General features: G+C 73.7%; 18 protein-coding genes. 9 read left to right on the top strand and 9 right to left on the bottom strand.

What is annotated here, in order from left to right; translation table 11 throughout:
- Positions 1 to 157 precede the first annotated feature (157 nt).
- Positions 158 to 1,843 (top strand): sigma-70 family RNA polymerase sigma factor, encoded by a 1,686-nt coding sequence (locus AC069K_RS01145; RefSeq protein WP_478610767.1) that lies wholly within the window; start codon positions 158 to 160, stop codon positions 1,841 to 1,843.
- Between the two features lie 19 nt (positions 1,844 to 1,862).
- Here AC069K_RS01145 and AC069K_RS01140 read toward each other — a convergent pair whose 3' ends face one another.
- The gene (locus AC069K_RS01140) at positions 1,863 to 3,944 is read right to left on the bottom strand and encodes a SpoIIE family protein phosphatase (RefSeq protein ID WP_478610765.1); all 2,082 of its coding nucleotides are present in this window, start codon (positions 3,942 to 3,944) and stop codon (positions 1,863 to 1,865) included.
- A gap of 252 nt (positions 3,945 to 4,196) precedes the next feature.
- Positions 4,197 to 4,478, bottom strand: coding sequence for a hypothetical protein (locus AC069K_RS01135; protein WP_478610763.1), 282 nt, complete (start codon positions 4,476 to 4,478; stop codon positions 4,197 to 4,199).
- 274 nt (positions 4,479 to 4,752) lie between these two features.
- Between AC069K_RS01135 and AC069K_RS01130 the strand changes: the two genes are divergently transcribed.
- Positions 4,753 to 5,151 (top strand): STAS domain-containing protein, encoded by a 399-nt coding sequence (locus AC069K_RS01130; protein WP_358836891.1) that lies wholly within the window; start codon positions 4,753 to 4,755, stop codon positions 5,149 to 5,151.
- Between the two features lie 11 nt (positions 5,152 to 5,162).
- The gene (locus AC069K_RS01125) at positions 5,163 to 5,612 is read left to right on the top strand and encodes an ATP-binding protein (protein WP_365113232.1); all 450 of its coding nucleotides are present in this window, start codon (positions 5,163 to 5,165) and stop codon (positions 5,610 to 5,612) included.
- Positions 5,613 to 5,646: 34 nt separating this feature from the next.
- Here the strand turns inward: AC069K_RS01125 and AC069K_RS01120 are convergent, their stop codons facing one another.
- Positions 5,647 to 6,549, bottom strand: coding sequence for a SigB/SigF/SigG family RNA polymerase sigma factor (locus AC069K_RS01120; RefSeq protein ID WP_478610760.1), 903 nt, complete (start codon positions 6,547 to 6,549; stop codon positions 5,647 to 5,649).
- 294 nt (positions 6,550 to 6,843) lie between these two features.
- On the opposite strand from AC069K_RS01120, the gene AC069K_RS01115 reads away from it, so the two are divergent.
- Positions 6,844 to 7,137 carry an ATP-binding protein gene (locus tag AC069K_RS01115; RefSeq protein WP_478610758.1) on the top strand — a complete coding sequence of 98 codons (294 nt, stop codon included), beginning with the start codon at positions 6,844 to 6,846 and terminating at the stop codon, positions 7,135 to 7,137.
- A 190-nt stretch (positions 7,138 to 7,327) separates the two neighbouring features.
- Positions 7,328 to 10,267 (top strand): HAMP domain-containing protein, encoded by a 2,940-nt coding sequence (locus AC069K_RS01110; RefSeq protein ID WP_478610756.1) that lies wholly within the window; start codon positions 7,328 to 7,330, stop codon positions 10,265 to 10,267.
- Between the two features lie 33 nt (positions 10,268 to 10,300).
- Here AC069K_RS01110 and AC069K_RS01105 read toward each other — a convergent pair whose 3' ends face one another.
- Both AC069K_RS01105 and AC069K_RS01100 read right to left on the bottom strand, forming a co-directional pair.
- Positions 10,301 to 12,562, bottom strand: coding sequence for a SpoIIE family protein phosphatase (locus tag AC069K_RS01105; RefSeq protein WP_478610754.1), 2,262 nt, complete (start codon positions 12,560 to 12,562; stop codon positions 10,301 to 10,303).
- 115 nt (positions 12,563 to 12,677) lie between these two features.
- Positions 12,678 to 13,175: a DUF6328 family protein gene (locus AC069K_RS01100; protein WP_358837521.1), complete on the bottom strand. Its 498-nt coding sequence runs from the start codon at positions 13,173 to 13,175 to the stop codon at positions 12,678 to 12,680.
- Between the two features lie 159 nt (positions 13,176 to 13,334).
- Here AC069K_RS01100 and AC069K_RS01095 point away from each other — a divergent pair, with 159 nt between their 5' ends.
- The 3 genes from AC069K_RS01095 to AC069K_RS01085 are packed head-to-tail and all read left to right on the top strand — an operon-like array spanning position 13,335 to position 15,237.
- Entirely contained in the window at positions 13,335 to 14,357 is a 1,023-nt protein-coding gene (locus AC069K_RS01095; protein WP_478610752.1) for an iron-containing redox enzyme family protein, read from the top strand.
- A gap of 48 nt (positions 14,358 to 14,405) precedes the next feature.
- On the top strand, positions 14,406 to 15,059 hold the full coding sequence (locus AC069K_RS01090) for a HemK2/MTQ2 family protein methyltransferase (protein WP_478610750.1): 654 nt from the start codon (positions 14,406 to 14,408) through the stop codon (positions 15,057 to 15,059).
- Positions 15,040 to 15,237, top strand: coding sequence for a CDGSH iron-sulfur domain-containing protein (locus tag AC069K_RS01085; protein WP_358837524.1), 198 nt, complete (start codon positions 15,040 to 15,042; stop codon positions 15,235 to 15,237). The genes AC069K_RS01090 and AC069K_RS01085 overlap by 20 nt, the downstream gene beginning before the upstream one ends.
- A 20-nt stretch (positions 15,238 to 15,257) precedes the next feature.
- Here AC069K_RS01085 and AC069K_RS01080 read toward each other — a convergent pair whose 3' ends face one another.
- From AC069K_RS01080 to AC069K_RS01070, 3 genes are read right to left on the bottom strand one after another with little or no spacing between them, the layout of a single operon-like run.
- Positions 15,258 to 17,354 (bottom strand): xanthine dehydrogenase family protein molybdopterin-binding subunit, encoded by a 2,097-nt coding sequence (locus tag AC069K_RS01080; RefSeq protein WP_478610748.1) that lies wholly within the window; start codon positions 17,352 to 17,354, stop codon positions 15,258 to 15,260.
- A 22-nt stretch (positions 17,355 to 17,376) separates the two neighbouring features.
- A complete protein-coding gene (locus AC069K_RS01075) occupies positions 17,377 to 18,363 on the bottom strand; it encodes an FAD binding domain-containing protein (RefSeq protein WP_478610746.1) in 987 nt (328 codons plus the stop codon).
- A complete protein-coding gene (locus tag AC069K_RS01070; RefSeq protein WP_365113207.1) occupies positions 18,360 to 18,998 on the bottom strand; it encodes a 2Fe-2S iron-sulfur cluster-binding protein in 639 nt (212 codons plus the stop codon). Before AC069K_RS01070 ends, AC069K_RS01075 begins: the two co-directional genes overlap by 4 nt.
- A gap of 186 nt (positions 18,999 to 19,184) precedes the next feature.
- Between AC069K_RS01070 and AC069K_RS01065 the strand changes: the two genes are divergently transcribed.
- Positions 19,185 to 20,276, top strand: coding sequence for a carboxylate-amine ligase (locus AC069K_RS01065; protein ID WP_478610743.1), 1,092 nt, complete (start codon positions 19,185 to 19,187; stop codon positions 20,274 to 20,276).
- A gap of 57 nt (positions 20,277 to 20,333) precedes the next feature.
- Here the strand turns inward: AC069K_RS01065 and AC069K_RS01060 are convergent, their stop codons facing one another.
- Positions 20,334 to 22,730: an ATP-binding cassette domain-containing protein gene (locus tag AC069K_RS01060; protein ID WP_478610741.1), complete on the bottom strand. Its 2,397-nt coding sequence runs from the start codon at positions 22,728 to 22,730 to the stop codon at positions 20,334 to 20,336.
- Between the last annotated feature and the right edge of the window lie 401 nt (positions 22,731 to 23,131).

The following is a 23,131-nucleotide window of genomic DNA, read 5'->3' as shown; positions in this document are numbered from 1 at the left end:
TCGTCGGCTCCGCCCGGGACGTCGAGCCGCAGCGGGAGGAAAAAACCTCCGCGGTTTTCGTTATCCGCCACTCCCCCGTCCGTCTCCCACCGTGGAGAAGCAGTCGGTGGAGGCCCCGGGACCGCCCGGGACCGGGGAGAGTGGACGAGGCGTGGACATGAAGTACGGGACGGCGACGGTCGCGGCGGCGCGAGCCGGTGACCAGCAGGCCCAGGACGAGCTCGTCGCGGCCTGTCTGCCGCTGGTCTACAACATCGTCGGGCGGGCGCTGAACGGTCACGCCGACGTCGACGACGTGGTCCAGGAGAGCGTCCTGCGGATGCTCGACGGCCTGCCGGGGCTGCGCGACCCGGCCAGCTTCCGGTCATGGGTGGTGGCCATCACCATGAACCAGCTGCGCGCGTACTGGCAGCGCGCCCGCACCCGGCCGGACGGCACCGGCATCCAGGAGACGAGCGACCTGCCCGACCCGGGCGCCGACTTCGTCGACCTCACGATCCTGCGGCTCGGGCTCTCCGGGCAGCGCAGGGAGGCCGCCGAGGCGACCCGCTGGCTGGAGCCCGAGGACCGGGGGCTGCTGTCGCTGTGGTGGCTGGAGACGGCCGGACATCTGACCCGCGCCGAGGTGGCCGCGTCCCTGGAACTGTCCCCCCAGCACACCGCCGTACGCGTCCAGCGCATGAAGGAGCGGCTCGACGCCTCGCGCCAGGTGGTGCGGACGTTGGCGGGTGCCGCGCACTGCCACGAGCTGACCGGGCTCCTGTCGCTGTGGGACGGTGTGCCCTGCGCGCTGTGGCGCAAGCGCATCACCCGGCACACACGTGCGTGCCCGGTCTGCTCGGGGCTCGGCAGCGGACTCGTCCCGCCGGAGGGGTTGCTCGCGGGGCTCGCACTGGTGCCGGTGGTCCCGGCGGCCGCTCTGTTCGCCGCCCTGTCCGCCCACCGGGCGTCGGCCCCCGCCCCCATGGCCCACACCGACGCGCCCTCCACGGACCCCGGCACGGCACCGCGACCGCAGGCGCCCGGCCGCCACCGGCAGGCTCCCCGGGGCCGGAGCGCCCCGGCCGAGCCGGTCACCCGCGGCGAACTGCGCCGTGACCGGGACCGGGCCAGGCGGCGCCGCCGTGCCGCCGCGGTGCTCGCCGGCGCCACCGCGATAGGCGGCCTGGCCGTGGTCATCCGCCTCTCGACCGAGCCGTCGGCCCCCGGCCACACCGTCGCCGACGCCCCGGCCGGCACAGCGGTCACGGCCGGGAGCCCCGAGGGCACCACCACCACCGCACCCGCCCCCACCCGCTCGGCCACCTCTCCCTCGCCGAAGCCGAGTGCATCGCCGTCGCCCAGCCGTTCGGCCACCTCGCCCACGCCGACCGCGCACCGGCCCGCCCCGCACAGTGCCGCCGCACGGCCCCCCGCCCCGCACACCCCCGCCGTGCCGAAGAACGGTCTCGCCCGGCAGGGTTCGGACGCCCAGCAGGTGATCGCCCTCGTCAACGGCGAGCGGGCCAAGAACGGCTGCGGTCCCGTGACCGACAACTCCCAGCTCGCCACCGCCGCCCAGCGCCACTCCGACAACATGGCGGCCCAGGGTTTCTTCGACCACACCGACCCGAGCGGGGCGGGCCCGGGCGAGCGCATCCACGCCGCCGGCTACCAGTGGTCCACCTACGGCGAGAACATCGCCCGCGGTCAGCGGACCCCGGCCGACGTGATGAAATCCTGGATGAACAGCCCCGGCCACCGCGCGAACATCCTCAACTGCGCCTTCAAGGAGCTGGGGGTGGGGATCCACAGCGGTCCCGGCGGCCCGTGGTGGACCCAGGACTTCGGCACCCGGATGTGAGACCCCGCCGCCCGCGTGCTCAGGCGGGCCCGAGCGCGCGGGCCCGGGCGATGAGCAGGGCCACGTCGTCATGGGTGTCCGGGCGGCGCAGGGCGGCGAGCAGGAAGTCGCAGGCGTCCTCCAGCGGGCGGCTCGGGCCGGTCAGCAGGTCGGTGAGGGTGGCCAGCCGGGTGTCGATGTCCTGGTCCCGGGTCTCGATCAGTCCGTCGGTGTACAGGACGAGGTCGTCCCCCGGGTCGAGGCTGACGGCGGTGGTCGAGAACGGGACACCGCCCACGCCCAGCGGCGCTCCGGTGGGCAGGTCGAGGAGCCGGGGCGGGCGGCCTGGCCGCAGGTGCACCGGCGGCGGGTGCCCGGCGACGGCGATGTGGCACAGGTGGGTGTGCGGGTCGTACAGGGCGTACACACAGGTCGCCGTGGCGTCGCCCAGGTCGGCGGTGGCGGCGTCCAGATGGGTCAGCACGGTGGCCGGGTCCAGGTCGAGGCGGGCCAGGGCGCGGGCCGTGGCGCGCAGTTGGCCCATGGTGGCGGCGGCGTTGATGCCGCTGCCCATCACATCGCCGACGACCAGCGCCGTACGGTCGCCGCTGAGGGCGATGACGTCGAACCAGTCGCCGCCGGTCTCGTCGTCGGCGGCGGCCGGCTGGTAGCGGTAGGCGATGTCCAGTCCGCTGGGGTCGGCGGGGCGCTGGGGCAGCAGATGGCGTTGGAGCATCAGCGCGGTGTCGCGCTGGCGCTGGTACCAGCGGGCGTTGTCGATGGACACCGCCGCGCGGGCGGCGAGTTCGGTGGCGAGCAGGACGTCGTCCTTGCTGAAGGGGGCGGGGTTGCGGGCCCGCTTGAGGTCGAGCGCGCCGAGGACCTGGCCGCGGGCGATGAGGGGGACGGCCAGGTACGAGTGGACTCCCGCGGCGGCGAGGAGGTGCACGGCGTCCTCGTTGCGCGCGATGCGCGGCAGGTCCTCGGGGCGCACCTTGGGGACCAGGACCGGGCGGCCGGTGCGGGCGCACTGGGTGACCAGCCGGGTGGGACCGTACAGGGCGACGTCGCCGACCGGGTCGGCGGCGGAGGTGGCCTCGGTCGGGTAGGCGGCATTCAGCGCCAGCGCGCGGAACCGCACGGCGCCGTTGTCCGCCTCCCCCGGCCGGGGCCCCGCCAGGACGGTGTCGAGCACGTCCACGGCCGCGATGTCGGCGACCTCGGGGACGGCGACCTCGGCCAGCTCGCGGGCGGTCACCTCCAGGTCGAGGGTGGTGCCGATCCGCACCGAGGCGTCCGCGATGAGGGAGAGGCGGCGCCGTGCCTGGGCCGCGGAGACGGCGGCCTCGTGCTGCTCGGTCACGTCGACCACGGACACCGCGGCGCCGAGGACGTGCCCGGCCTGGTCGTCGAGCCGGTACACCGACACCAGCCAGGCGTGGTCGCGCTCGGGGTCGGCGGCGGTGCGCCCGGTGGTGAACTCGTCCAGTACCGGCCGCCCCGTCGCCATCACCTCGCGCATCCGCTCCTCCACGGCCGCCCCGTCCAGGAACGGCAGGACGTCGACGATGCGGCGCCCGAGGTGCTCCTCGGCCGAGATGCCGTTGATGCGTTCGAGAGCGGGGTTGACCAGCACGTACCGCAGGTCGGTGTTGAGGACCGCGAGGCCGATGGGCGACTGGTCCACGAGCCGCAGCGACAGCGCGAGGTCGCGCTCCACCCGCCGTACGGTCGCCTGCTCGGAGGCCAGGCCGAGCGCGAACATCCGGCCGTTGTCGGCCTCCAGGCGTACGTTGCGGAACTCGACGAGCTGCGTACTGCCGTCCTTGTGCCGTATGGGGAAGACCCCCGCCCAGGTGCCGTCGCCGGACATGACCTGGGCGAACAGCTCCAGCACCACATGGCGGTGCTCCTCGGCGACCAGGAGCTTCGCGGCGTACTGCCCCAGCGCCTCCGCGGCGGTGTATCCGTACACCCGTCTCGCCTCGGGGCTCCACAGCCGGATACGGCCCTCGTCGTCCAGGACGACCGCGGCCACCCCGAGCACGTCCAGGAGACCGCCCGCCACCAGCGACGGGTCTCTCGCCCCCGAACGGGCCGGGAAGGACTGCGCATCAGCCATCACCGGCCTCCTCACCCGTACGCCCCTGCGCGGGACACGCCCGCTGACCAGGTCCAGGCCGATCGGCACGACTTTCCGCCTTCCATGCTGCGCCCCGGCGCCCGGGGGTGCGACCGGGCGGGGGCCGTTCGGCGCGGTCCGGCGGGGCTCGGGGCCGTACGCGCCGGTCGGGACACGGCTCGGGTCGGCCTCCGGCCGGATACGCCGAATGGTGCGGGCGGCGGAACGGGGGGCGGCCCGTGCCGCCCGCGGTCACTTCCCGCGGCCGCCGCGGCGCCGCAGCACGAGGAGCGCCGCCGTCACGCCCGCCCCGGCCGCGACGAGCTGCCGGGGCCGCACGCGTACGGCCATCACCGCCACCGTCGCCGCCCGGCGTACGGGCGCGGGGGTGAGGTCCCGGACCGTGCGGCCCGCCTGGCCGACCGCCCGCTGGGCCCCGGACGCCGCCGTGCTCGTCCGGTGCGTGGCCCCCTCGGCGCGCTGCTTCATGTCCGCCTCGGCCGCGAGCCTGGCCGCACTGTCGCTGATGCCCATCGGTGCCTCTCTCTCGATCCACGGGTTTCTCACGCTGTCTTCCGGGTCACCCTGGGAGAGCGGCTCAAACCGGGTGCGGGCCGGTGCTCACCCGGCTGCCGCACGGATTACGGACGCCGGACCGGCCGGGGACGACGGGGCGCCGGACCCATGTCACGCCCGGCGGGCACGTGGGCCGCCGCGGCACTAGAGCGCCGATCATTGGGCACTCTCCCTACAGGCGCCCCACCGGCGCCCGGAGCACCACCAGCAGGGGCGAAGGACGGGTGAACCCATGAGACCGCACACGAGCGACGCGTACGACGGGTCCGCCGCCGGGGACAGACGGTTCGCCGTCACGGCGAGGCGGACCGGCGACGCGGCGGTGCTCTCGCTCACCGGCGAGCTGGACCACGACACGGTGGAGCCGCTGCGCACTGCTCTGGCCGAGCAGATCGCGGCGGCCCCGGCCCGGATCGTGGTCGACTGCACGGGGCTGCGGTTCTGCGACTCGACCGGGCTCAACGTGCTGCTTCGGGCGCGCGCTTCGGCCGCGCACACGGAGGGCGCCGTCATCGAACTGGCGGCCCTCCAGCCGCCGGTGGCCCGGATGTTCGAAATCACCGGTGCGGCCGCGGTGTTCCGCGTCCACACCGACCTGGACCAAGCGCTCGCGGGCCGGCCGCCCGGGTAGCGGAGGAGTTGATGGGCGACACGAGCCGGACCGGGCGGAGTCAGATCCGCCGACTCGAACTCTTCGGGACGAAGGGTGTGGTGACACGCTGCCGCGACTTCACCGCGCGGGCGCTGGCCGACTGGGGGTGGACCTCGGCGGAGCCGGAGGGGGACCGCGAGCGCGTGGACGACGTGCTCCTCCTCGTCTCCGAGGTGGTCACCAACGCCTGCCTGCACGCGGGCGGGCCGCGGGAGCTGGTGCTGCGCCACGAGGGCGGCCATCTGCGGGTGGAAGTAGCCGACGGCAGCCCCCTCGCGCCCGCGCGCCGTCCCCGGGCGCCCTCGCTGCCCGGCGGCCACGGTCTGATGGTGCTGGACCGGCTGGCCGAGGAGTGGGGCTCGACACCGCTGGGGGCGGGCAAGGTGGTGTGGCTGGAGGTCGCGCTGCCGTCGTGGGCGGAGGGGACGCACACACCGTAGGCCCTGATTCCGGCAGACCGCGCCCCAGCGGCGGCTAGCCGCAGTCGTCCGTCGCGGGGGCGTCCTCCAGCAGACCCGAGCGCAGCCGGTCCAGGATCTGGGCGAGCAGCCGCGAGACGTGCATCTGGGAGAGGCCCACCTTGGCGCCTATCTCCGCCTGCGTCAGCTCTTCACCGAACCGCAGCGAGAGCAGGGTGCGCTCGCGGTCCGTGAGGCCCGCGATGAGCGGTTTGAGGGACTCCAGCGAGTCGATGACCTCGAAGGCGCCCTCCTCCTCCGCCAGCCTGCGCGACGCGCCCGTACCGGCGCCGCTGTCGTCGTCGGGGAAGTCCAGCGACCGCGTCATATAGCCGTTGGCCGCCTTCTCGCCCTCGACCACCTCGGCTTCCGGCACCCCCAGGCGCGCGGCGAGCTCCGCCGTCGTCGGCGGGCGCCCCAGCTCCTGGCCGAGCGACTCCTGCGCCCCGGCGAGCCGCAGCCGCAGCTCCTGGAGGCGGCGGGGCACCTGCACGGCCCAGGTGGTGTCCCGGAAGAACCGCTTCATCTCCCCGCTGATGGTGGGCAGCGCGAACGAGGAGAACTCCACCCCCCGCTCCACGTCGAAGCGGTTGATCGCCTTGATCAGGCCGACGGTGCCCACCTGGACGATGTCCTCCATCGGCTCGGCCCGGTTGCGGAACCGGCGCGCCGCGAACCTGACCAGGCTGAGGTTGAGCTCGACCAGGGTGTTCCGTACGTACGCGTGCTCCGGTGTGCCCTCGTCGAGCTCGGCGAGGCGGCGGAACATCGCCTCGGAGAGGGACTGGGCGTCCCGGGTGCTGAGCTCCCGGGGCCGGACGGTCTCGGGTATGCCGTCCAGCGCACGGCGCCGTACCGCCGACGCGGGCGCCGCCTGCGGCGGCTGCGTGCGGGAGGTGTCTTCACGGGCGGTGCGCATGGTGCTCCTTCGACGGGGCGGGGCCTGCGCCGCCGGGGTGGCGGCGGGTCCGTCGGCCGAGCGTTCTGACGGGGTGATGCCCGTTTTGCCGCAGTTTGATGCCGATGGCGATTGATTCGCCGCAAGGCGGGGCACCCGCCCGGTATGCATCGTGGCCAAGCCAAGGAGCGCGTGACAGAGAGTCGCCGGTTCAGCCTGGAAAAGGGACCCGGCGTAGTGGGCCAATGCCGCGATCTCACCCGTCAAGTCCTGGAGCAGTGGCTCGGTCCCCGTGGCGCCCGGGAGCGCACAACGGTGGACGACGTACTGCTGCTGGTCTCCGAAGTGGTCACTAACGCGTGTACGCACGGTGACGGACCCTATGAACTCCGGATCGACCACACGGACGACAAGGTGTGGGTGCAGGTCAGCGACAACAGCCCCGAACGACCGCAACCCCACGGCAGACACCGGCCCGCCCGGTCCTCGGGACACGGCCTCTATCTGCTGAAGAGGCTCTCGTCGGCCTGGGGCTGGGTGCCTCGCGGGCGCGGAAAGACCGTGTGGTTCGAGGTACCGGTGCCCCGCCCGCACGGTATGGCCCTCTGAGGCTCGTCGGTCGTACGGGGCCGTCGGCGAAGGGCGAGCGGGGAGTGACCGCCAAGGGGCCGCGCCCGGGATGTCGGCGCGGGCCGATCGTGCCAGAGTGGAGGCGCCCGTCGAGTTCGCCGCACGCGCGAACCCCCGCACGCGCGCCGCTCCCGGGCCGTGCGTGCCGACGGTTCGATGCGAGGTTGCGATGGACGTCCCCGCCCCCGGCGACGGCTCCCCGGACACCCCGGCGAGCCCGGCCGAGGACGCGCTGCGCCGACTCCTCGCCGGGCTCACCGCCGTACGGGACGGGGATCTCTCCGCGCGTCTGCCCGCCGAGGAGGGCGGCCTCCTCGGCGAGATCGCGACCATCTACAACGGGATGGTGGAGCAACTGTCCCTGGTCACCTCCGAGGTCACCCGGGTGGCCCGGGAGGTCGGCGGACAGGGGCTGCTCGGCGGCCATGCCAGGGAGCCGCGGGTGCGGGGGGTGTGGCTGGAGCTGACCTCCGGTGTGAACACCATGGCCGACAACCTCACGTCCCAGGTGCGTGCCATCGCGCAGGTCGCCACGGCGGTGGCGCGCGGCGACCTCACCCAGAAGATCCGGGTGGACGCGCGCGGCGAGATCCTGGAGCTGAAGGAGACCATCAACACGATGGTCGACCGCCTCTCGTCGTTCGCCGAGGAGGTCACCCGGGTGGCCCGGGAGGTGGGCACCGAGGGCAAGCTCGGCGGCCAGGCGACCGTCCGCGGGGTGTCGGGCACCTGGAAGGACCTCACCGACAACGTCAATTCCATGGCGGGCAACCTGACCAGCCAGGTGCGCAACATCGCCCAGGTCACCACGGCCGTGGCGGGCGGCGACCTCACCCGCAGGATCGACGTGGACGCCCGCGGGGAGATCCTGGAGCTCAAGACCACCATCAACACGATGGTCGAGCAGTTGTCGTCGTTCGCCGCCGAGGTGACCCGGGTCGCCCGCGAAGTGGGCAGCGAGGGGCGGCTCGGCGGGCAGGCGGAGGTGGAGGGTGTCTCCGGCACCTGGAAGCGGCTCACCGAGAACGTCAACGAGCTGGCCGGGAACCTCACCCGGCAGGTCCGCGCGATCGCCGAGGTGACCAGCGCCGTCGCCGAGGGCGACCTCACCCGCTCGATCACGGTGGACGCTCCCGGCGAGGTGGGTGAGCTCAAGGACAACATCAACGCGATGGTCGAGTCGCTGCGGGTCACCACCCGGGCCAACGAGGCCCAGGACTGGCTCAAGACCAACCTCGCCCGGGTGTCCGCCCTGGCGCAGGGTGCGGCGGGTCTGCCGGAACTCGCCGAGCTGATCATGAGCGAGGTGCCGCCGCTGGTGGGCGCGCAGTACGGCGCCTTCTTCCTGACCCATGACAGTCCGCACGGCACCGAGCTGGTCATGACCGCCTCCTACGCCTCCCCCGACGACCCCGCGGCGGGCCCCCGGCGCTTCCTGCTGGGCCAGTCGCTGGTGGGCGAGGCCGCCCGCCGGCGGCGTACGGTCGTGGTCGACCGGGTCCCGCCCGGTTACGCCACGATCGCCTCCGGCACCGGGCACGCCGACCCAGGCCAGCTGATCATCCTGCCGGTGGTCGTCGAGGAGCAGGTGCTCGGTGTGGTGGAACTGGCCGCGCTGCGCCCCTTCAGCGAGCTGCACCGGGACTTCCTGGACCAGTTCATCGAGACGGTCGGCGTCAACGTCGGCTCGCTCATCGCGAGCGTCCGCACCGACCAGCTGCTCGGGAAGTCGCAGCGGCTCACCGCCGAGCTGCGGGCCCGCTCCCAGGAGTTGCAGGAGCAGCAGCAGGAGCTCCAGCGCTCCAACGCCGAGCTGAAGGAGAAGGCCGCGCTGCTCGCCGACCGCAACCGGGACATCGAGGGCAAGAACCTGGAGATCGAGCAGGCCCGCCAGGAGCTGGAGGTGCGGGCCCAGCAGTTGTCGCGCACCTCGATGTACAAGTCGCAGTTCCTCGCCAACATGAGCCATGAGCTGCGCACCCCGCTCAACAGCCTGCTCATCCTGGCCCGGCTGCTGGCCCAGAACCCGGAGGGGAACCTGACGGAGAAGCAGGTCGACTACGCCGAGGTCATCCACTCGGCGGGCTCCGACCTGCTCCAGCTCATCAACGACATCCTGGATCTGTCGAAGGTCGAGGCCGGGAAGATGGACATCCGGCCCGAGCCGTTCGCGCTGCCGCAGTTGCTCGACTACCTGGAGGCCACGTTCCGGCCGGTGGCCGCCGAACGCGCGCTGGACTTCCGCATCGTGGCCGCTCCGGGGATCCCGGACGAGCTGACGACCGACGAGGCGCGGCTGCGTCAGATCCTGCGCAACCTGCTCTCCAACGCCCTGAAGTTCACCGAGACCGGCCATGTCCAGCTCGACATCCACAACGCCGAGGGCGACGAACTCCCGCAGGTCCTGCGCGCGTCGGGCCCCGCGCTCGCCTTCCGGGTCACCGACACCGGGGTGGGCATCCCCGAGGACCGCCTGGAGAGCGTCTTCGGCGCGTTCCAGCAGGGCGACGGCACCGCCGCCAGACGCTACGGGGGCACGGGCCTCGGCCTGTCCATCAGCCGCGAGGTGGCCCGGCTGCTCGGCGGGGTGATCGTCGCGGAGAGCGCGGTGGGACGGGGCAGCACCTTCACGCTCTACATGCCGCTCAGCGGTCTGTCCGGCCGGCACGAGGACCCGCTCGCCGAGGAGCGGCCCGTACCGCGGGCGGAGGAGGCGGGCGCGCCGCCCGAGCCGTCCGGGCACACCGTCCTGGTCGTCGACGACGACGCCCGCAACGTCTTCGCGCTCACCCAGATCCTCGAACACGCCGGGATGGTGGTGCTCACGGCGGCCGGCGGCCAGGCCGGGATCGATCTGCTGTCCTCGCGGGACGACGTGGACCTGGTGGTGATGGACGTGATGATGGCCGGGATGGACGGCTACGCGGCCACCGCGGCGATCCGCCGCAGGCCCCGCTTCGCCCACCTCCCCATCATCGCGGTGACCGCGAAGGCCATGCCCGGGGAGCGCGCCAAGGCGCTCGCCGCCGGGGTCGACGAGTACGTCGCCAAACCCGTGGACGCGGACCGGCTGCTGGCGGTCATCCGCGACCACCTCACGAGGCGGTGACATTACGCCAACTTCTCGTCGCTGAGGGCGTGTTCAGTCCCGTACGCGTATCGCGACGACGCTGGTGTCGTCGTCGGTGTCGCCCGTCGCGGCTTCGAGCAGCCGCTCCACCTGTTCGTCGACCTCGCGGCCGCTCCACCGCTCGGCGAGGCCGACCAGTGTCGCGAGGCCCTGGTCGAGTGCGTCGTGGCGGCGCTCGATCAGACCGTCCGTGTAGAGCAGCAGGGTGTCACCGGGGCGCAGGGGTGTGTGGATCTCCCGGTACGTCACGGACGGGACCGCGCCGAGCAGCAGGTCGTGCGGCCCGTCGAGCAGCCGCGCGCGGCCGTCGCGCAGCAGAAGCAGCGGCAGGTGCCCCGCGCTCGACCACCGCAGGGAGCGGTCGCCCGGGTCGTAGAGGGCGCACAGGGCCGTGGCGGTGGGACCGCCGCTCGTGCGGAGCGTGACCTCGTTCAGCCACTCCATCAGGCGTCCCGCGGTCTGGCCGCTGAAGGCCAGTCCCCGCAGCGCGTTGCGCAGGGCCACCATGCCGGTGGCGGCGTCGATGCCGTGTCCGGCGATGTCGCCGACCGCCAGCAGCACGTGGCCGCTGGGCAGCGGCAGCGCGTCGTACCAGTCGCCGCCGACGCGGTACTCCTGCGCGGCCGGCCGGTAGCGGGCCGCGACGATGAGGCCGGGCAGCTCCTGGGTGCCCGGGGTCTCGGGCACGATGGCCTGCTGGAGCCGCAGCGCCATCTCGTCGCGGATGGCCGCCTGCTTCTGGACGGCCGTGAGCTGGTCGAAGGTCGCGGTCAGCGCGGCCTCGGTGCGCCGGCTCGCGGAGACGTCCTGGTAGACGCCGCTGATGCCGGTGACCACGCCGTCGTCGACGAGCGGTTCCGCCGCGACGCGGACATGGCGCATCGTGCCGTCGGCGCGGACGATCCGCAGGACCGCGAGCGCGCCCCGCTGGTGTTCGGTGAGGGTGGTGAGCAGGTGGGTGAGGGCGTCGCCGTCGTCCGGGTGCAGCCACGCGCGCATGGCGAGCAGCGGGACGGGGGCCGCGCCCCGGTCGATGCCGAAGATGCGGTAGGCGGGCGCGGACCACACCGACTCGCCGCCCACCACGCTGTCACGGAACAGCGCCACCCCTTCGAGGTGGCCGACGGCCCGGGCCGCGGACATCTCGGGGTCGCTGCTGGCGTGCCAGAGCACCACGGTCCGTTCGCTGCCCGCGGGCAGCACCCGCACGTCCAGGAGCGGGGCGGTCGCCGCCTCGCCCGCGATCCGGGGCAGCCGGGCCACGCTCTGGCGCCGGGCCGAGCCGTGGGCGCCCCGGGCCAGCCGGGCCAGCTCGGCGTGGACATAAGGGAAGGCGAGGGCGAGCGGCTGGCCGACGGGCGGCGCGGAGCCGCCCAGACTGCGGATCGCGGGCCCGTTGGTGTACTCGACCGACAGCGCCGGGAACTCGGGCGCGCCCCGCAGCACCATCGCGGGATGGCCGAGCGCGTCCAGGACGTCCATCAGGACCGGCATCTCGGACGGCTCGCCCTCGACGCCGGCGAGCACGGTCGCGGCCACCTCGGTCAGTCCGGTGAGGGCGCGGCGCAGCCGGGGGTCGAAGTCCACCTCGTCGGGCCAGACGACGAGGGCCAGTCCCACGACCGTCCCCGGGCTTCCCAGCGGCAGCAGCGCCCGGCCCGCCGGCCTCCCGGGGCCCGGCAGCGGCTCCCCGGGCGGCGGGCCGGAGCCGAGCCAGCAGGGGGCGCCGTCCGCCATGACCGTGTGGAAGACGGCCGGGGCTCCCGGCGGGATCCACTGCCACACCACCGCTTCGGCGGCGCCCACCCCGGCGTGCCCGGCGAGCCGCAGACAGCCCGTCTCCGTACGCCGCCACAGCCACAGGCTCTGTGCGCCCAGGGGTGCGAGCCCGCCCTCCAGCAGGGCCCGTGCGGCCTCGTCGACGCTCTCGTAGGTCTCGGCCGCCGCCAGGGCGCGGCGGTTCCTGCGGGCTTCGTCCGGCGGGGCGCTCCCGGCGGCCGGGACGGCGCCGATGTCGCCCCCGACGCCGTTCAGGACGTCCGCGGCCAGGTCCTCCGGGCTGACGCCGGTGTCCGCGGAGAGTTTCTCCAGGTGCTCCCGTGCCTGGGCGGGGCCGAGCCGGAGCTGTGCGGCGAGGACGCCGGTGGCCAGGTCGAGCAGGTGCTGCCGGGCGCGGTCGGCGCGGAGCCGTTCGGCCTCGGCCCAGAGCGCGGCGATGGTGGAGGCGGTCTGCGCGCCCACCGTCCCCGAGGTGTCCGGCACCGGCTTGATCACGGCATCTCCCGTCCCGAGCGGTCGGAGAGCGGGCCAACGTGTCCTTACGGGATTTTACGCGTGCGGCGCCCCGGGCTCTCGGGCAGCCGCCCGGCCGGCCGGGCCCCGGCCGGCCTCACTCCGTGGTGTGCCGGTGCCGGACCCACAGCGGCAGCACGAACCAGCACACCAGGTACCAGGTCGCCACCCCGCCCACCAGCCACGGCCAGTACCCGCCGTGCGAGGCCACGCGCAGCACCAGGACCAGGGAGGAGGTCATGGTGGCGAAGAGCAGCACCAGGCCGGTGAAGGTGAGCCGGGACGCCCAGACGACGGCGGTCGGCTTGATGTTGCGGCCGGAGAGGATCCGGTGGAAGGAGACCGGCGCCACCAGGGCGCCGGTGGTCAGCGAGCCCAGGACGACCGTGCAGATGTAGATCCCCTTCTCGCCGTCTCCCAGCTGGTGGAAGAGCGGGGTGAAGGCGACCGTGAGGAGGAAGCCGAAGAGGATCTGCACACCGGTCTGGGCGACGCGGATCTCCTGGAGGAGGTCGCCCCATTTGCGGTCCGCGCGGTCCGCCGCGCTCTCGTCGCGCCCGTCGTCCACGCGCCGCCCGCCGTCGCCGCTGCCCATGACATCCTCCTGCTGCTGTTTCCGTCCCCGAACCCACCGCCCGCAGCGCGTGTGGTCACGCATCGGTACCCGGTCCCCCGGATCGCAATCCGATGCGTACGACTCGGGGGACTCCCGGGGCACCCGTTGCGGACGGCGTTGAACGGGTACCCACAGATCATGACCATCGATCAACGAGGCCCCGCCCTGCCGGACGCCCGCGGCGAGCTCTCCGCCGCGGTCATCGGCCACCTGCGCGGCGAGGGCACCCCGCTCCCGGACGCCCGGGCCGTCGACCGCGCCGAGCCCTACGGCGAGGACCTCCAGCTCGCGCTGTACGTCTGCTACGAGCCGCACTACCGCGGCTTCGCCGGGGTGGACGACGGCTGCGAGTGGGACCCCGCGCTGCTGACCGCTCGGGCCCTGCTGGAGGGGCGCTTCCTGACGGCCCTGCGCCGGGACGCGGCCCGGGAGCACGATCTGGACGACGCCCTGGGCGAGCTGCTCGTGGAGCCGGTCCACGGCAGCGGGGTCTCCCACTACCTCCAGGAGGAGGGCCGTCTGTGGCAGCTGCGCGAGTACGCGGCCCAGCGCTCGCTGTACCACCTGAAGGAAGCCGATCCGCACGCCTGGGTGCTGCCCCGCCTGTGGGGGCGGGCGAAGGCGGGCATGGCGGCGGTGGAGTTCGACGAGTTCGGCGGCGGGCGCGCCGAACGGGTGCACGCCCGGCTCTTCGCCGACCTGATGACCGACCTCGGCCTCGACACGGCGTACGGCCGCTATCTGGACGCGGCGTCCGCCGGGATGCTCGCCACGGTCAACCTCATGTCGCTGCTGGGGCTGCACCGGAGTCTGCGGGGCGCCCTGGTCGGCCATTTCGCCACGCTGGAGATCACCTCGTCGCCGGGTTCCCGGCGGATGGCGCTGGCGCTGAAGCGCGCGGGCGCGGGAGCCGCCGCGGAGCTGTTCTACACCGAGCACGTGGAGGCCGACGCGGTGCACGAGCAGGTGGTGCGGCACGAGGTGATCGGCGGCCTCCTGGAGGAGGAACCGCAGCTCACGGCCGATGTCGTGTTCGGTATCGACGCCACGGTGTTCCTGGAGGACCGCTTCGGCGAGGAGCTGCTCGGCCACTGGCGGGCGGGCCGCTCTTCACTGCGCCTGCCCCTCGATGACGGGCCGGAGCAGGGTCCCGAGGGATAAACCAGGATTTAGTGGGATCTTTTTCGGATTCCCGGGCACTCGGCGCACATGACTCTTCTCGCCCCACCCGGCGTCTACGCCCCGCAGGCCGACACCGCCCTGCTGGCCGAGGCTCTGTACGAGGAGCCGCTGCCCCCGGGCGCCCGGGTCCTGGACGTGGGCACCGGCACCGGCGCGCTGGCCATCGCCGCCGCCATGCGCGGGGCCGAGGTGACCGCGATCGACATCTCCCGGCGCGCCGTCCTGACCGCGCGCGTCAACGCGCGGCTGGCCCGGCTGCCGGTCCGCGTGCTGCGCGGAGACCTGCTGACACCGGTCGTGGGCGGCGCCTACGACCTCATCCTGAGCAATCCGCCCTACGTCCCCGCGCGGACCGCCACCGCCCCCCGGCGCGGCGCCGCGCGGGCGTGGGACGCCGGGTACGACGGGCGGCTGCTGGTGCGCCGCATCTGCGGCGAGGCGCCGCCCCTGCTGCGCCCCGGAGGAGCGCTGCTGATGGTCCACTCCGCGCTCAGCGACCCGGACACCAGCCTGCGGGAGCTGCGCGCCGAGGGGCTGAAGGCGGCCGTCATCGCCCGCCGGTTCATCCCCTTCGGGCCGGTGCTGCGCGAGCGCCGGAGCTGGCTGGACGCGCAGGGCCTGATCGAGGACGACGAGACGACGGAAGAGCTGGTGGTCATCCGTGCCGAACGACCCGAGTGACGAGCCGCGCCGCATCCGGGTGCGGCGCGAGGGCCCCGTCCTGGTGGAGGGGCCGGTGGAGGTCGTCCTGGAGGACGGCAGCAGCGCCTTCTCCGACCGCTGTGTGGTGGCGCTGTGCACCTGCCGCCGCAGCCGGACCTACCCGTGGTGCGACACCAGCCACCGCCGCCGCGTCTGACGCGAACGACAAGCCTGGGGTCAGCGGCGTGCGGCGTGCACGCGGTCGGGGGTGAGCGGCAGTTCGCGGAAGCGGACGCCGGTGGCGTGGTGGACGGCGTTGCCGATCGCGGCGGCCGTCCCCACGATCCCGATCTCCCCGATGCCCTTGCTGCCCATCGGGTTGAGGTGGGGGTCCTCCTCGTCGATCCAGTGCGCCTCGACGGCGGGCACGTCGGCGTGGGCGGGCACGTGGTAGCCGGCCAGATCGCTGCCGATGAACGCGCCGGAGGCCGGGTCCACGCTGCCGCTCTCGGTGAGCGCCATCCCCAGGCCCATGACCATGCCGCCGATGAACTGGGAGCGGGCCGTGCGCGCGTTGAGGATGCGCCCGGCCGCGTAGACTCCGAGCAGCCGGCGCACCCGTACCTCGCCGGTGTCGGTGTCGACGGCGGCCTCGGCGAAGTGGGCGCCGAAGGCGTGCCGCGCGTACGGGGACTCCGCGTCCGCCGTGCCCTCGGTGTCGGCGGACGCCGTCAGCCCGCCGGGCGGCAGCGGGCCGGGGCGGGCGGCGAGCTGCCGGGTCAGGTCCCGGCACGCCTCGTGCACCGCCCAGCCCCAGGACGAGGTGCCGGAGGACCCGCCCGCGAGCGGGGCCCTGGGCAGCCCGGTGAGACCGATCTCGGTACGGACCGAGTCCACGCCGACGCCCAGCGCCTCGGCGGCGACCTGGGCGAGCACGGTACGGGCGCCGGTGCCGATGTCGGTGGCGTTGATCCGTACGACGTACAGCCCGTCGGAGTGGGCGGTTACCGTCGCGCGGCTCGGTGAGATCAGCACCGGATAGGTGGCGGCCGCGACCCCCGTGCCGGTCAGCCACGGCCCCGAGCGGCGCACGCCCGGGCGCGGGTCGCGCTCGGCCCAGCCGAAGCGCGCGGCGCCCTCGCGCAGGCACTCGACGAGGTGCCGGCTGCTGAAGGGGTGCCCGCTGTCCGGCTCGGCCGGAGGCTCGTTGCACACCCGCAGCTCCACGGGGTCCATCCCCAGCGCGCTCGCCAGTTCGTCGACGGCCGACTCCAGGGCGTACATCCCGGGGGTCTCCCCCGGTGCGCGCATCCAGGACGGGGTGGGTACGTCCAGGGCCACCGCCCGGTGGCTGGTGCGGCTGCTCCCGCTGGCGTACATCACCCGGGCGGGCACCGCCGCCTGCTCGACGAACTTCTTGACCCGGGAGGTGTGGGTGGTCACCTCGTGGATCAGCGAGGTGAGGGTGCCGTCGGGCCGGGCGCCGAGCCGCAGGCGGTGCAGGGTCGGCGCGCGGTGTCCGACGAGCTCCGTCAACTCCCTGCGTGGCAGCGCTAGTTGGACGGGACGCCCGGTGTGCCGGGCGGCGAGCGCGGCCAGGACGACATGGGGGCGGGGCGTGCCCTTGGAGCCGAAGCCGCCGCCGACGTGCTTGCTGACGACGCTGACGCGCTCCTCGGGCAGCGAGAAGAGCCGCGCCAGCACCTGGCGCACGGTGTCGGCGCCCTGGCTGGAGTCGAACACGGTGAGGGAGTCGTCCTGCCACATCGCGGTGGCACCGTGCGGCTCCATGGGGTGGTTGTGCAGCGGGGGGACCGTGTACGACACGTCCACCCGCACCGCCGCCTCGGCGAACGCGCCCTCGGGATCACCCTGCCGGCGCTCCCCGGGGTATCCCCCGTTGACCTCGTCGGGCTCGTAGGCGTCCGGGTGGTCCCAGGCCAGGGCGGTGTCGTGCGGCTCGCTCGCGTACCCGACCCGTACGGCCCGGGCGGCCTCCCGCGCCGTCTCCAGGGTCTCGGCGACGGCCAGCGCCACCGGCCAGCCGTGGTGCGGCACCCGGGCGTCCTGGAGGACGGCCAGGGTCGGGTCGTCCGCCTCGGCGAGCCGGGGCGCGGTGTCGGGGGTGAGGACGGCCAGGACGCCGGGGAGCGCGAGAGCGGCCGAGGTGTCGAGGGAGGTGACCTTGCCGCGCGCGACGGTGGCGGGCACCGGCCAGGCGTGGACCCGTCCGGGCGGCGCGTACTCCGTCGCGTACTTGGCGGCGCCGGTCACCTTCGCGCGGCCTTCGCGGCGCTCGACCGGCGCGCCCAGGGGGCTCGGGCTCGATCCCACGGCGGCTCTCCTCTCGGGGTGTTCAGGACCGGGCGATCAGCGAGCCGAGCACCTCGCGGGCGAGGTCGCGGGCGAGCGTCACCTTGTAGGCGTTGTCCCGCAGCGGGACGGCGGCGGAGAGTTCGGCGTCCACGGCCCGCACGATCGCCTCGTCGGTGGCCGGGCCGCCCAGCAGCTCGGCCTCCGTCCGCCGGGCGCGCCAGGGGCGGTGGGCCACTCCCCCGAAGGCGACCCCGATGTGCTCGACCACCCCCTTCTCCACCTTGACGGCGGCGGCGACGGAGGCGAGCGCGAAGGCATAGGACGCGCGGTCGCGCGCCTTGCGGTAGCGCGAGACGGTGCCGTCGGGCAGGGCCGGAAGCAGCACACTGGTGACGAGTTCGCCGGGGCGCAGCACGGTCTCCTGGTCGGGAGTGTCCCCGGGCAGCCGGTGGAACTCGGTCAGCTCGACCGTCCGGCCCCCGCCGGGCCCCGCCACCTCGACCACCGCGTCCAGGGCCGCCAGCGCGACGGCGAGGTCGGAGGGGTGGGTGGCGACGCAGTGCGGGGAGTGGCCGAGCACCGCGTGGTCGCGGTTGACGCCGTCCAGGGCGCCGCAGCCGCTGCCCGGCACCCGTTTGTTGCAGGGTTTGCCCAGGTCCTGGAAGTAGGCGCAGCGGGTGCGCTGGAGGAGGTTTCCCGCCGTGGTGGCCACGTTGCGCAACTGCCCCGAGGCGCCGCTGAGCACGGCCTGCGAGAGCACCGGATACCGGTCGCGGACCAGCGGGTGCACGGCGAGGTCGGTGTTGCGTACGGTAGCCCCGATCCGCAGGGCGCCGTCGGGCAGCTCCTCCATCCCGTCGAGGGGGAGCCGGGTGATGTCGACGAGCAGGTCGGGCCGCTCCACGCCGAGCTTCATCAGGTCGACGAGGTTGGTGCCGCCGCCGAGGTACTTGGCCTCCGGGCGGCCCCCGTGGGCGGCGGCGGCCTCCGCGACGCTCCGGGCGCGCACGTAGTTCAGTGGCTTCACGCCGTCACCTCCCGGGCCGTCAGGTCCCGTACGGCGACTTCCTGGACGGCCTCCACGATGTGCGGATACGCCCCGCACCGGCACAGGTTGCCGCTCAGGCGCTCGCGGATCTCGTCTGCGGTCAGACGCACCGGGCCGTCGCCGGGCGGGCGTTCGGTGTCGGTGACGACGGAGGGCTGGCCGGACCGGGCCTCCTGGAGCATGCCGACGGCCGAGCAGAGCTGGCCCGGTGTGCAGTAGCCGCACTGGAGCGCGTCCCGGTCGAGGAACGCCTGTTGCAGGGGGTGCAGCTCGCCGTCGGAGCCCGCCGCGTCGGCCAGCCCCTCCACGGTGACCACGTCGCACCCCTCCAGGGCGACGGCGAGCAGCAGACAGCTGTTGACCCGCCGCCCGTCGAGGAGCACGGTGCACGCCCCGCACTGCCCGTGGTCGCAGCCCTTCTTCGAGCCGGTCAGGGCGAGGTGTTCGCGCAGCAGGTCCAGCAGGGTGGTGCGGTGGTCGAGTTCGAGGACGTGGACGGTGTCGTTCACGCGCAGGCTCACGCGCGAGTGCGTCGGCGGGAGCAGGGCTCCGTGCTCGGCCGGTCCGGAGCCGGGGTGGGGGTTGGGGTCACGCGGGCCATCGCTTGCTTCCATCCTCACGGCTCCTCGGTCCGACGGGTCGGCGGAGTCTCCACCCTCGTACAGCCGACGCGCTCCGGCATCTCGGGCGCGTCCGGCCGGTCCGAACGCCGCCCGTGCGGCGGTACACCGGGCCCGTACCGGCCGAGTGGCGCAAACCCATGCCGGTTCGCGCGGTCCGCGGACGGGTAACCACCTGTCATGCTCACCTTTGGGGTCGAAGAAGAGTATTTGCTGGTGGACCCCGTGACGGGCCGGCCCCTGCCCCGCGCGGAAGAGGTACGGGCGCTGACCGGCCCGGACGCGGTCGGAGAGCCGGAGGTGCAGCTGGAGCTGCTCCAGGCTCAGGTCGAGGTGGCGACCCCGGTCTGCCTGACGCTGGCGGAGCTGGGCGGCCATCTGACGCGGCTGCGGCACCTGGTGGGGACCGCCGCCGAGCGGCTGGGCTGCCGGGTCGCCGCCGTGGGGGCCGCCCCCGTCAACGGCACGGGACCGGTCGCCGTCACTCCGCGGCCCCGCTATCTGGCGATGCGGACGAACGCGGCGCAGCTGGTCGAGGAGCAGTTCATCAACGGGATGCACGTCCACGTCGGCGTGCCCGACCGGGAGGTCGGCGTCGCCGTGCTCAACCGGATCCGGGTCTGGCTGCCCACGCTGCTGGCCATGTCGGTCAACTCCCCGCTCTGGCACGGCCGCGACACCGGGTTCGCGAGCTGGCGCACCCTGGTCTTCGGCCGCTGGCCCGTCAGCGGGCCGCCGCCGCGCTTCGCCGACCTCGACGACTACGAGAGCCGGGCGGAGGCGCTGATCGCGGCCGGGGCGGCGTGCGACAGCGGGCAGCTCTACTGGCACGCGCGCCTGTCCGAGCGCTATCCCACCATCGAAGTGCGCTGTCTGGACGTGCAGGTGCGGGTGGACGAGGCGGTGATGCTCGCCGGGATCATCCGCGGTCTGGTCGCCACCGCGATCCGCGAGCACAAGGACGGCGACCCCGTTCCGGAGTGCCCGCTCGAAATACTGCAGGCCGCGACCTGGCGCGCGGCCCGGGAGGGGCTGAACGGCGTCCTCCTCGACCCCGACGGGCAGCGGCGCAGCTGCGGCGAGGTGCTGTGCCGGCTGGCCCGGCACATCGGCCCCGCCCTGGAGGCGGCCGGCGACGGGCTGGAGGTGAACTCGCTGATGCAGCGGCTGCTGCGGCGCGGCACCGGCGCGGACCGGCAGCACCGGGCCTTCACCGAGGGCGGGATCCCGGCGGTCATGGACCTCGTCACGAGCCAGAGCCACCGGGTCTGAGCTCCGGAACCCGTCGGGGCCCGCGCGTTCCGCCGCGCCCGCCGCCGCTCAGGGGGCTCAGGCGCCCACGTAGGCCGCCAGATGCTCGCCCGTCAGGGTGGAGCGGGCGGCCACCAGGTCGGCCGGGGTGCCCTCGAAGACGATCCGCCCGCCGTCGTGACCGGCTCCCGGGCCCAGGTCGATGATCCAGTCGGCGTGCGCCATGACCGCCGGGTGGTGTTCGACGACGATGACCGACTTGCCGGAGTCGACCAGCCGGTCGAGCAGGCCCAGCAACTGCTCGACGTCGGCCAGGTGCAGCCCGGTGGTGGGCTCGTCCAGGACGTACACCCCGCCCTTCTCGGCCATATGGGTGGCCAGCTTGAGCCGCTGGCGCTCGCCGCCGGACAGCGTGGTGAGCGGCTGCCCGAGGGTGAGGTAGCCGAGCCCGACGTCCGAGAGCCGGGTGAGGACCTTGTGCGCCGCCGGGGTGCGCGCCTCGCCGTCGGCGAAGAACGCCTCGGCCTCGTTCACCGGCATCGCCAGCACCTCGCTGATGTCGCGCCCGCCCAGACGGTAGGCGAGGACGGAGGCGTCGAACCGCTTCCCGTCGCAGTCCTCGCAGGTGGTGGCGACCCCCGCCATCATGGCCAGGTCGGTGTAGACGACTCCGGCGCCGTTGCACCCCGGGCAGGCGCCCTCGGAGTTGGCGCTGAACAGCGCGGGCTTCACGCCGTTGGCCTTGGCGAACGCCTTGCGGATCGGGTCGAGCAGCCCGGTGTACGTGGCCGGGTTGCTGCGCCGGGAGCCCTTGATGGGTCCCTGGTCGACCGGGACAACGCCCGCGCCGGGCGGGATCGAGCCGTGGACCAGGGAGCTCTTGCCGGAGCCCGCCACCCCGGTGACCACGCAGAGCACGCCCAGCGGCAGGTCGACGTCGACATCGCGCAGGTTGTGCGCCTTCGCGCCGCGGATCTCCAGGGTGCCGCTCGGGGTGCGCGGCTTCTCCTTGAGCGAGGCGCGGTCGTCGAGGTGGCGGCCGGTGACGGTGTCGCCCGCCCGCAGCCCCTCGACGGTGCCCTCGAAGCAGACGGTTCCGCCTGCCGTACCGGCGCCGGGCCCGAGGTCGACGACGTGGTCGGCGATCGCGATGGTCTGCGGCTTGTGCTCCACCACCAGCACCGTGTTGCCCTTGTCGCGCAGCCGCAGCAGCAGGTCGTTCATCCGCGCGATGTCGTGGGGGTGCAGACCGGTGGTGGGTTCGTCGAAGACGTAGGTGATGTCGGTGAGCGCGGAGCCCAGGTGGCGGATCATCTTGACGCGCTGCGCCTCGCCGCCGGAGAGCGTGCCCGAGGGCCGCTCCAGCGCCAGATAGCCGAGGCCGATCTCCACGAACGAGTCAAGGGTCCGCCGCAGGCTCGTGAGCAGCGGCGCGACGGTGGGCTCGTCCAGCTCCCGTACCCAGGCGGCCAGGTCGCTGATCTGCAGGGCGCAGGCGTCGGCGATGCTGATGCCCGCGATCTTCGAGGAGCGGGCCGCCTCGCTCAGCCGGGTGCCGTCGCACTCGGGGCAGCGCGTGAAGGTGACCGCCCGGTCCACGAACTCCCGGATGTGCGGCTGGAGCGCCTCCCGGTCCTTCGACAGCATCGACTTCTGGATCTTCGGGATGAGCCCCTCGTAGGTGAGGTTGACGCCCTCGACCTTGACCTTGGTGGGCTCCCCGTAGAGGAAGTCGTGCATCTCCTTCTTGGTGAACCTGGCGATCGGCTTGTGGGGGTCGAGGATGCCCGACTCGGCGTAGACCCGTACGGTCCAGAAGCTGTCCGACTTCCATCCGGGGATGGTGAACGCGCCCTCAGCGAGGGACTTGGACGCGTCGTAGAGCTGGGTGAGGTCGATGTCGGAGACCGAGCCCCGGCCCTCGCAGCGGGTGCACATGCCGCCGGTGCGGTTGAAGGTCGCCTTCACGGCCTGGGTCCTGCCGGCGCCCCGTTCGACGGTGATCGAGCCGCTGGCCCGGACCGAGGGGACGTTGAAGGAGTACGCGTTGGGCGGGCCGATGTGCGGGCGGCCGAGCCTGCTGAAGAGAATGCGCAGCATCGCGTTGGCGTCGGTGGCGGTGCCGACGGTGGAGCGGGGGTCGGCGCCGATGCGCTGCTGATCGACGACGATCGCGGTCGTCAGTCCTTCGAGGACGTCGACGTCGGGGCGGGCCAGCGTGGGCATGAAGCCCTGGATGAAGGCGCTGTACGTCTCGTTGATCAGCCGCTGCGACTCCGCGGCGATGGTGTCGAAGACCAGCGAGCTCTTGCCGGAGCCGGAGACGCCGGTGAACACCGTCAGCCGGCGTTTGGGGATCTCGACGCTGACGTCCTTGAGGTTGTTCACGCGCGCGCCGTGCACGCGGAGCACGTCGTGGCTGTCGCCGTCCCGTGGCGCGGGCGAGCCCGTGCCCGTCCTCCTGGCCGTGCCCATGGTGTCTCCCTCTGCCGTCCGGAGCGCCTCGCGCGGTCTGTGCCGGGACCGCGTCCGGACCGATCTAACCAGTTTCGGCCGACGGCGTCGCCCTGTTCGGTGGAGACGGGCGCGGACCGGATGGCCGGCAATTCCCCGCTTCGCGCCCCACGCACTCCCCCGCGCACACCACCACGTTCTCCGAATGAGACTCCGCCGGACACATACGGCCCGTTTCAGGGAAATCCGTGTCATCCCTTTTGACGGGAATCCTTTGCCCCACGAAGGAGCAACCGTCATATCCGTTCACCAAGCGAGGAGTTGCCGCCGAATTCCGTCGCACACACAGCGGGGGGGGGGGGGGGGGGGTGGTGGGGGGGGGGGGGGGGGGGGTGGGGGGGGGGGAGGGGGGGGGGGGGGCG

The organism is Streptomyces sp. NPDC043908 (genome assembly GCF_056435525.1).
Note: the sequence above shows the minus strand (reverse complement) of the source record. Positions and strands in the feature narration are given on the sequence as shown.

What these genes read in the sequence shown, in the direction of transcription:
- AC069K_RS01145 (WP_478610767.1), top strand. Translation starts at nt 158, where the DNA reads ATGAAGTACGGGACGGCGACGGTCGCGGCGGCGCGAGCCGGTGACCAG.
- AC069K_RS01140 (WP_478610765.1), bottom strand. Translation starts at nt 3,944, where the DNA reads ATGGCTGATGCGCAGTCCTTCCCGGCCCGTTCGGGGGCGAGAGACCCG.
- AC069K_RS01135 (WP_478610763.1), bottom strand. Translation starts at nt 4,478, where the DNA reads ATGGGCATCAGCGACAGTGCGGCCAGGCTCGCGGCCGAGGCGGACATG.
- AC069K_RS01130 (WP_358836891.1), top strand. Translation starts at nt 4,753, where the DNA reads ATGAGACCGCACACGAGCGACGCGTACGACGGGTCCGCCGCCGGGGAC.
- AC069K_RS01125 (WP_365113232.1), top strand. Translation starts at nt 5,163, where the DNA reads ATGGGCGACACGAGCCGGACCGGGCGGAGTCAGATCCGCCGACTCGAA.
- AC069K_RS01120 (WP_478610760.1), bottom strand. Translation starts at nt 6,549, where the DNA reads ATGCGCACCGCCCGTGAAGACACCTCCCGCACGCAGCCGCCGCAGGCG.
- AC069K_RS01110 (WP_478610756.1), top strand. Translation starts at nt 7,328, where the DNA reads ATGGACGTCCCCGCCCCCGGCGACGGCTCCCCGGACACCCCGGCGAGC.
- AC069K_RS01100 (WP_358837521.1), bottom strand. Translation starts at nt 13,175, where the DNA reads ATGGGCAGCGGCGACGGCGGGCGGCGCGTGGACGACGGGCGCGACGAG.
- AC069K_RS01095 (WP_478610752.1), top strand. Translation starts at nt 13,335, where the DNA reads ATGACCATCGATCAACGAGGCCCCGCCCTGCCGGACGCCCGCGGCGAG.
- AC069K_RS01090 (WP_478610750.1), top strand. Translation starts at nt 14,406, where the DNA reads ATGACTCTTCTCGCCCCACCCGGCGTCTACGCCCCGCAGGCCGACACC.
- AC069K_RS01070 (WP_365113207.1), bottom strand. Translation starts at nt 18,998, where the DNA reads ATGGAAGCAAGCGATGGCCCGCGTGACCCCAACCCCCACCCCGGCTCC.
- AC069K_RS01065 (WP_478610743.1), top strand. Translation starts at nt 19,185, where the DNA reads ATGCTCACCTTTGGGGTCGAAGAAGAGTATTTGCTGGTGGACCCCGTG.
- AC069K_RS01060 (WP_478610741.1), bottom strand. Translation starts at nt 22,730, where the DNA reads ATGGGCACGGCCAGGAGGACGGGCACGGGCTCGCCCGCGCCACGGGAC.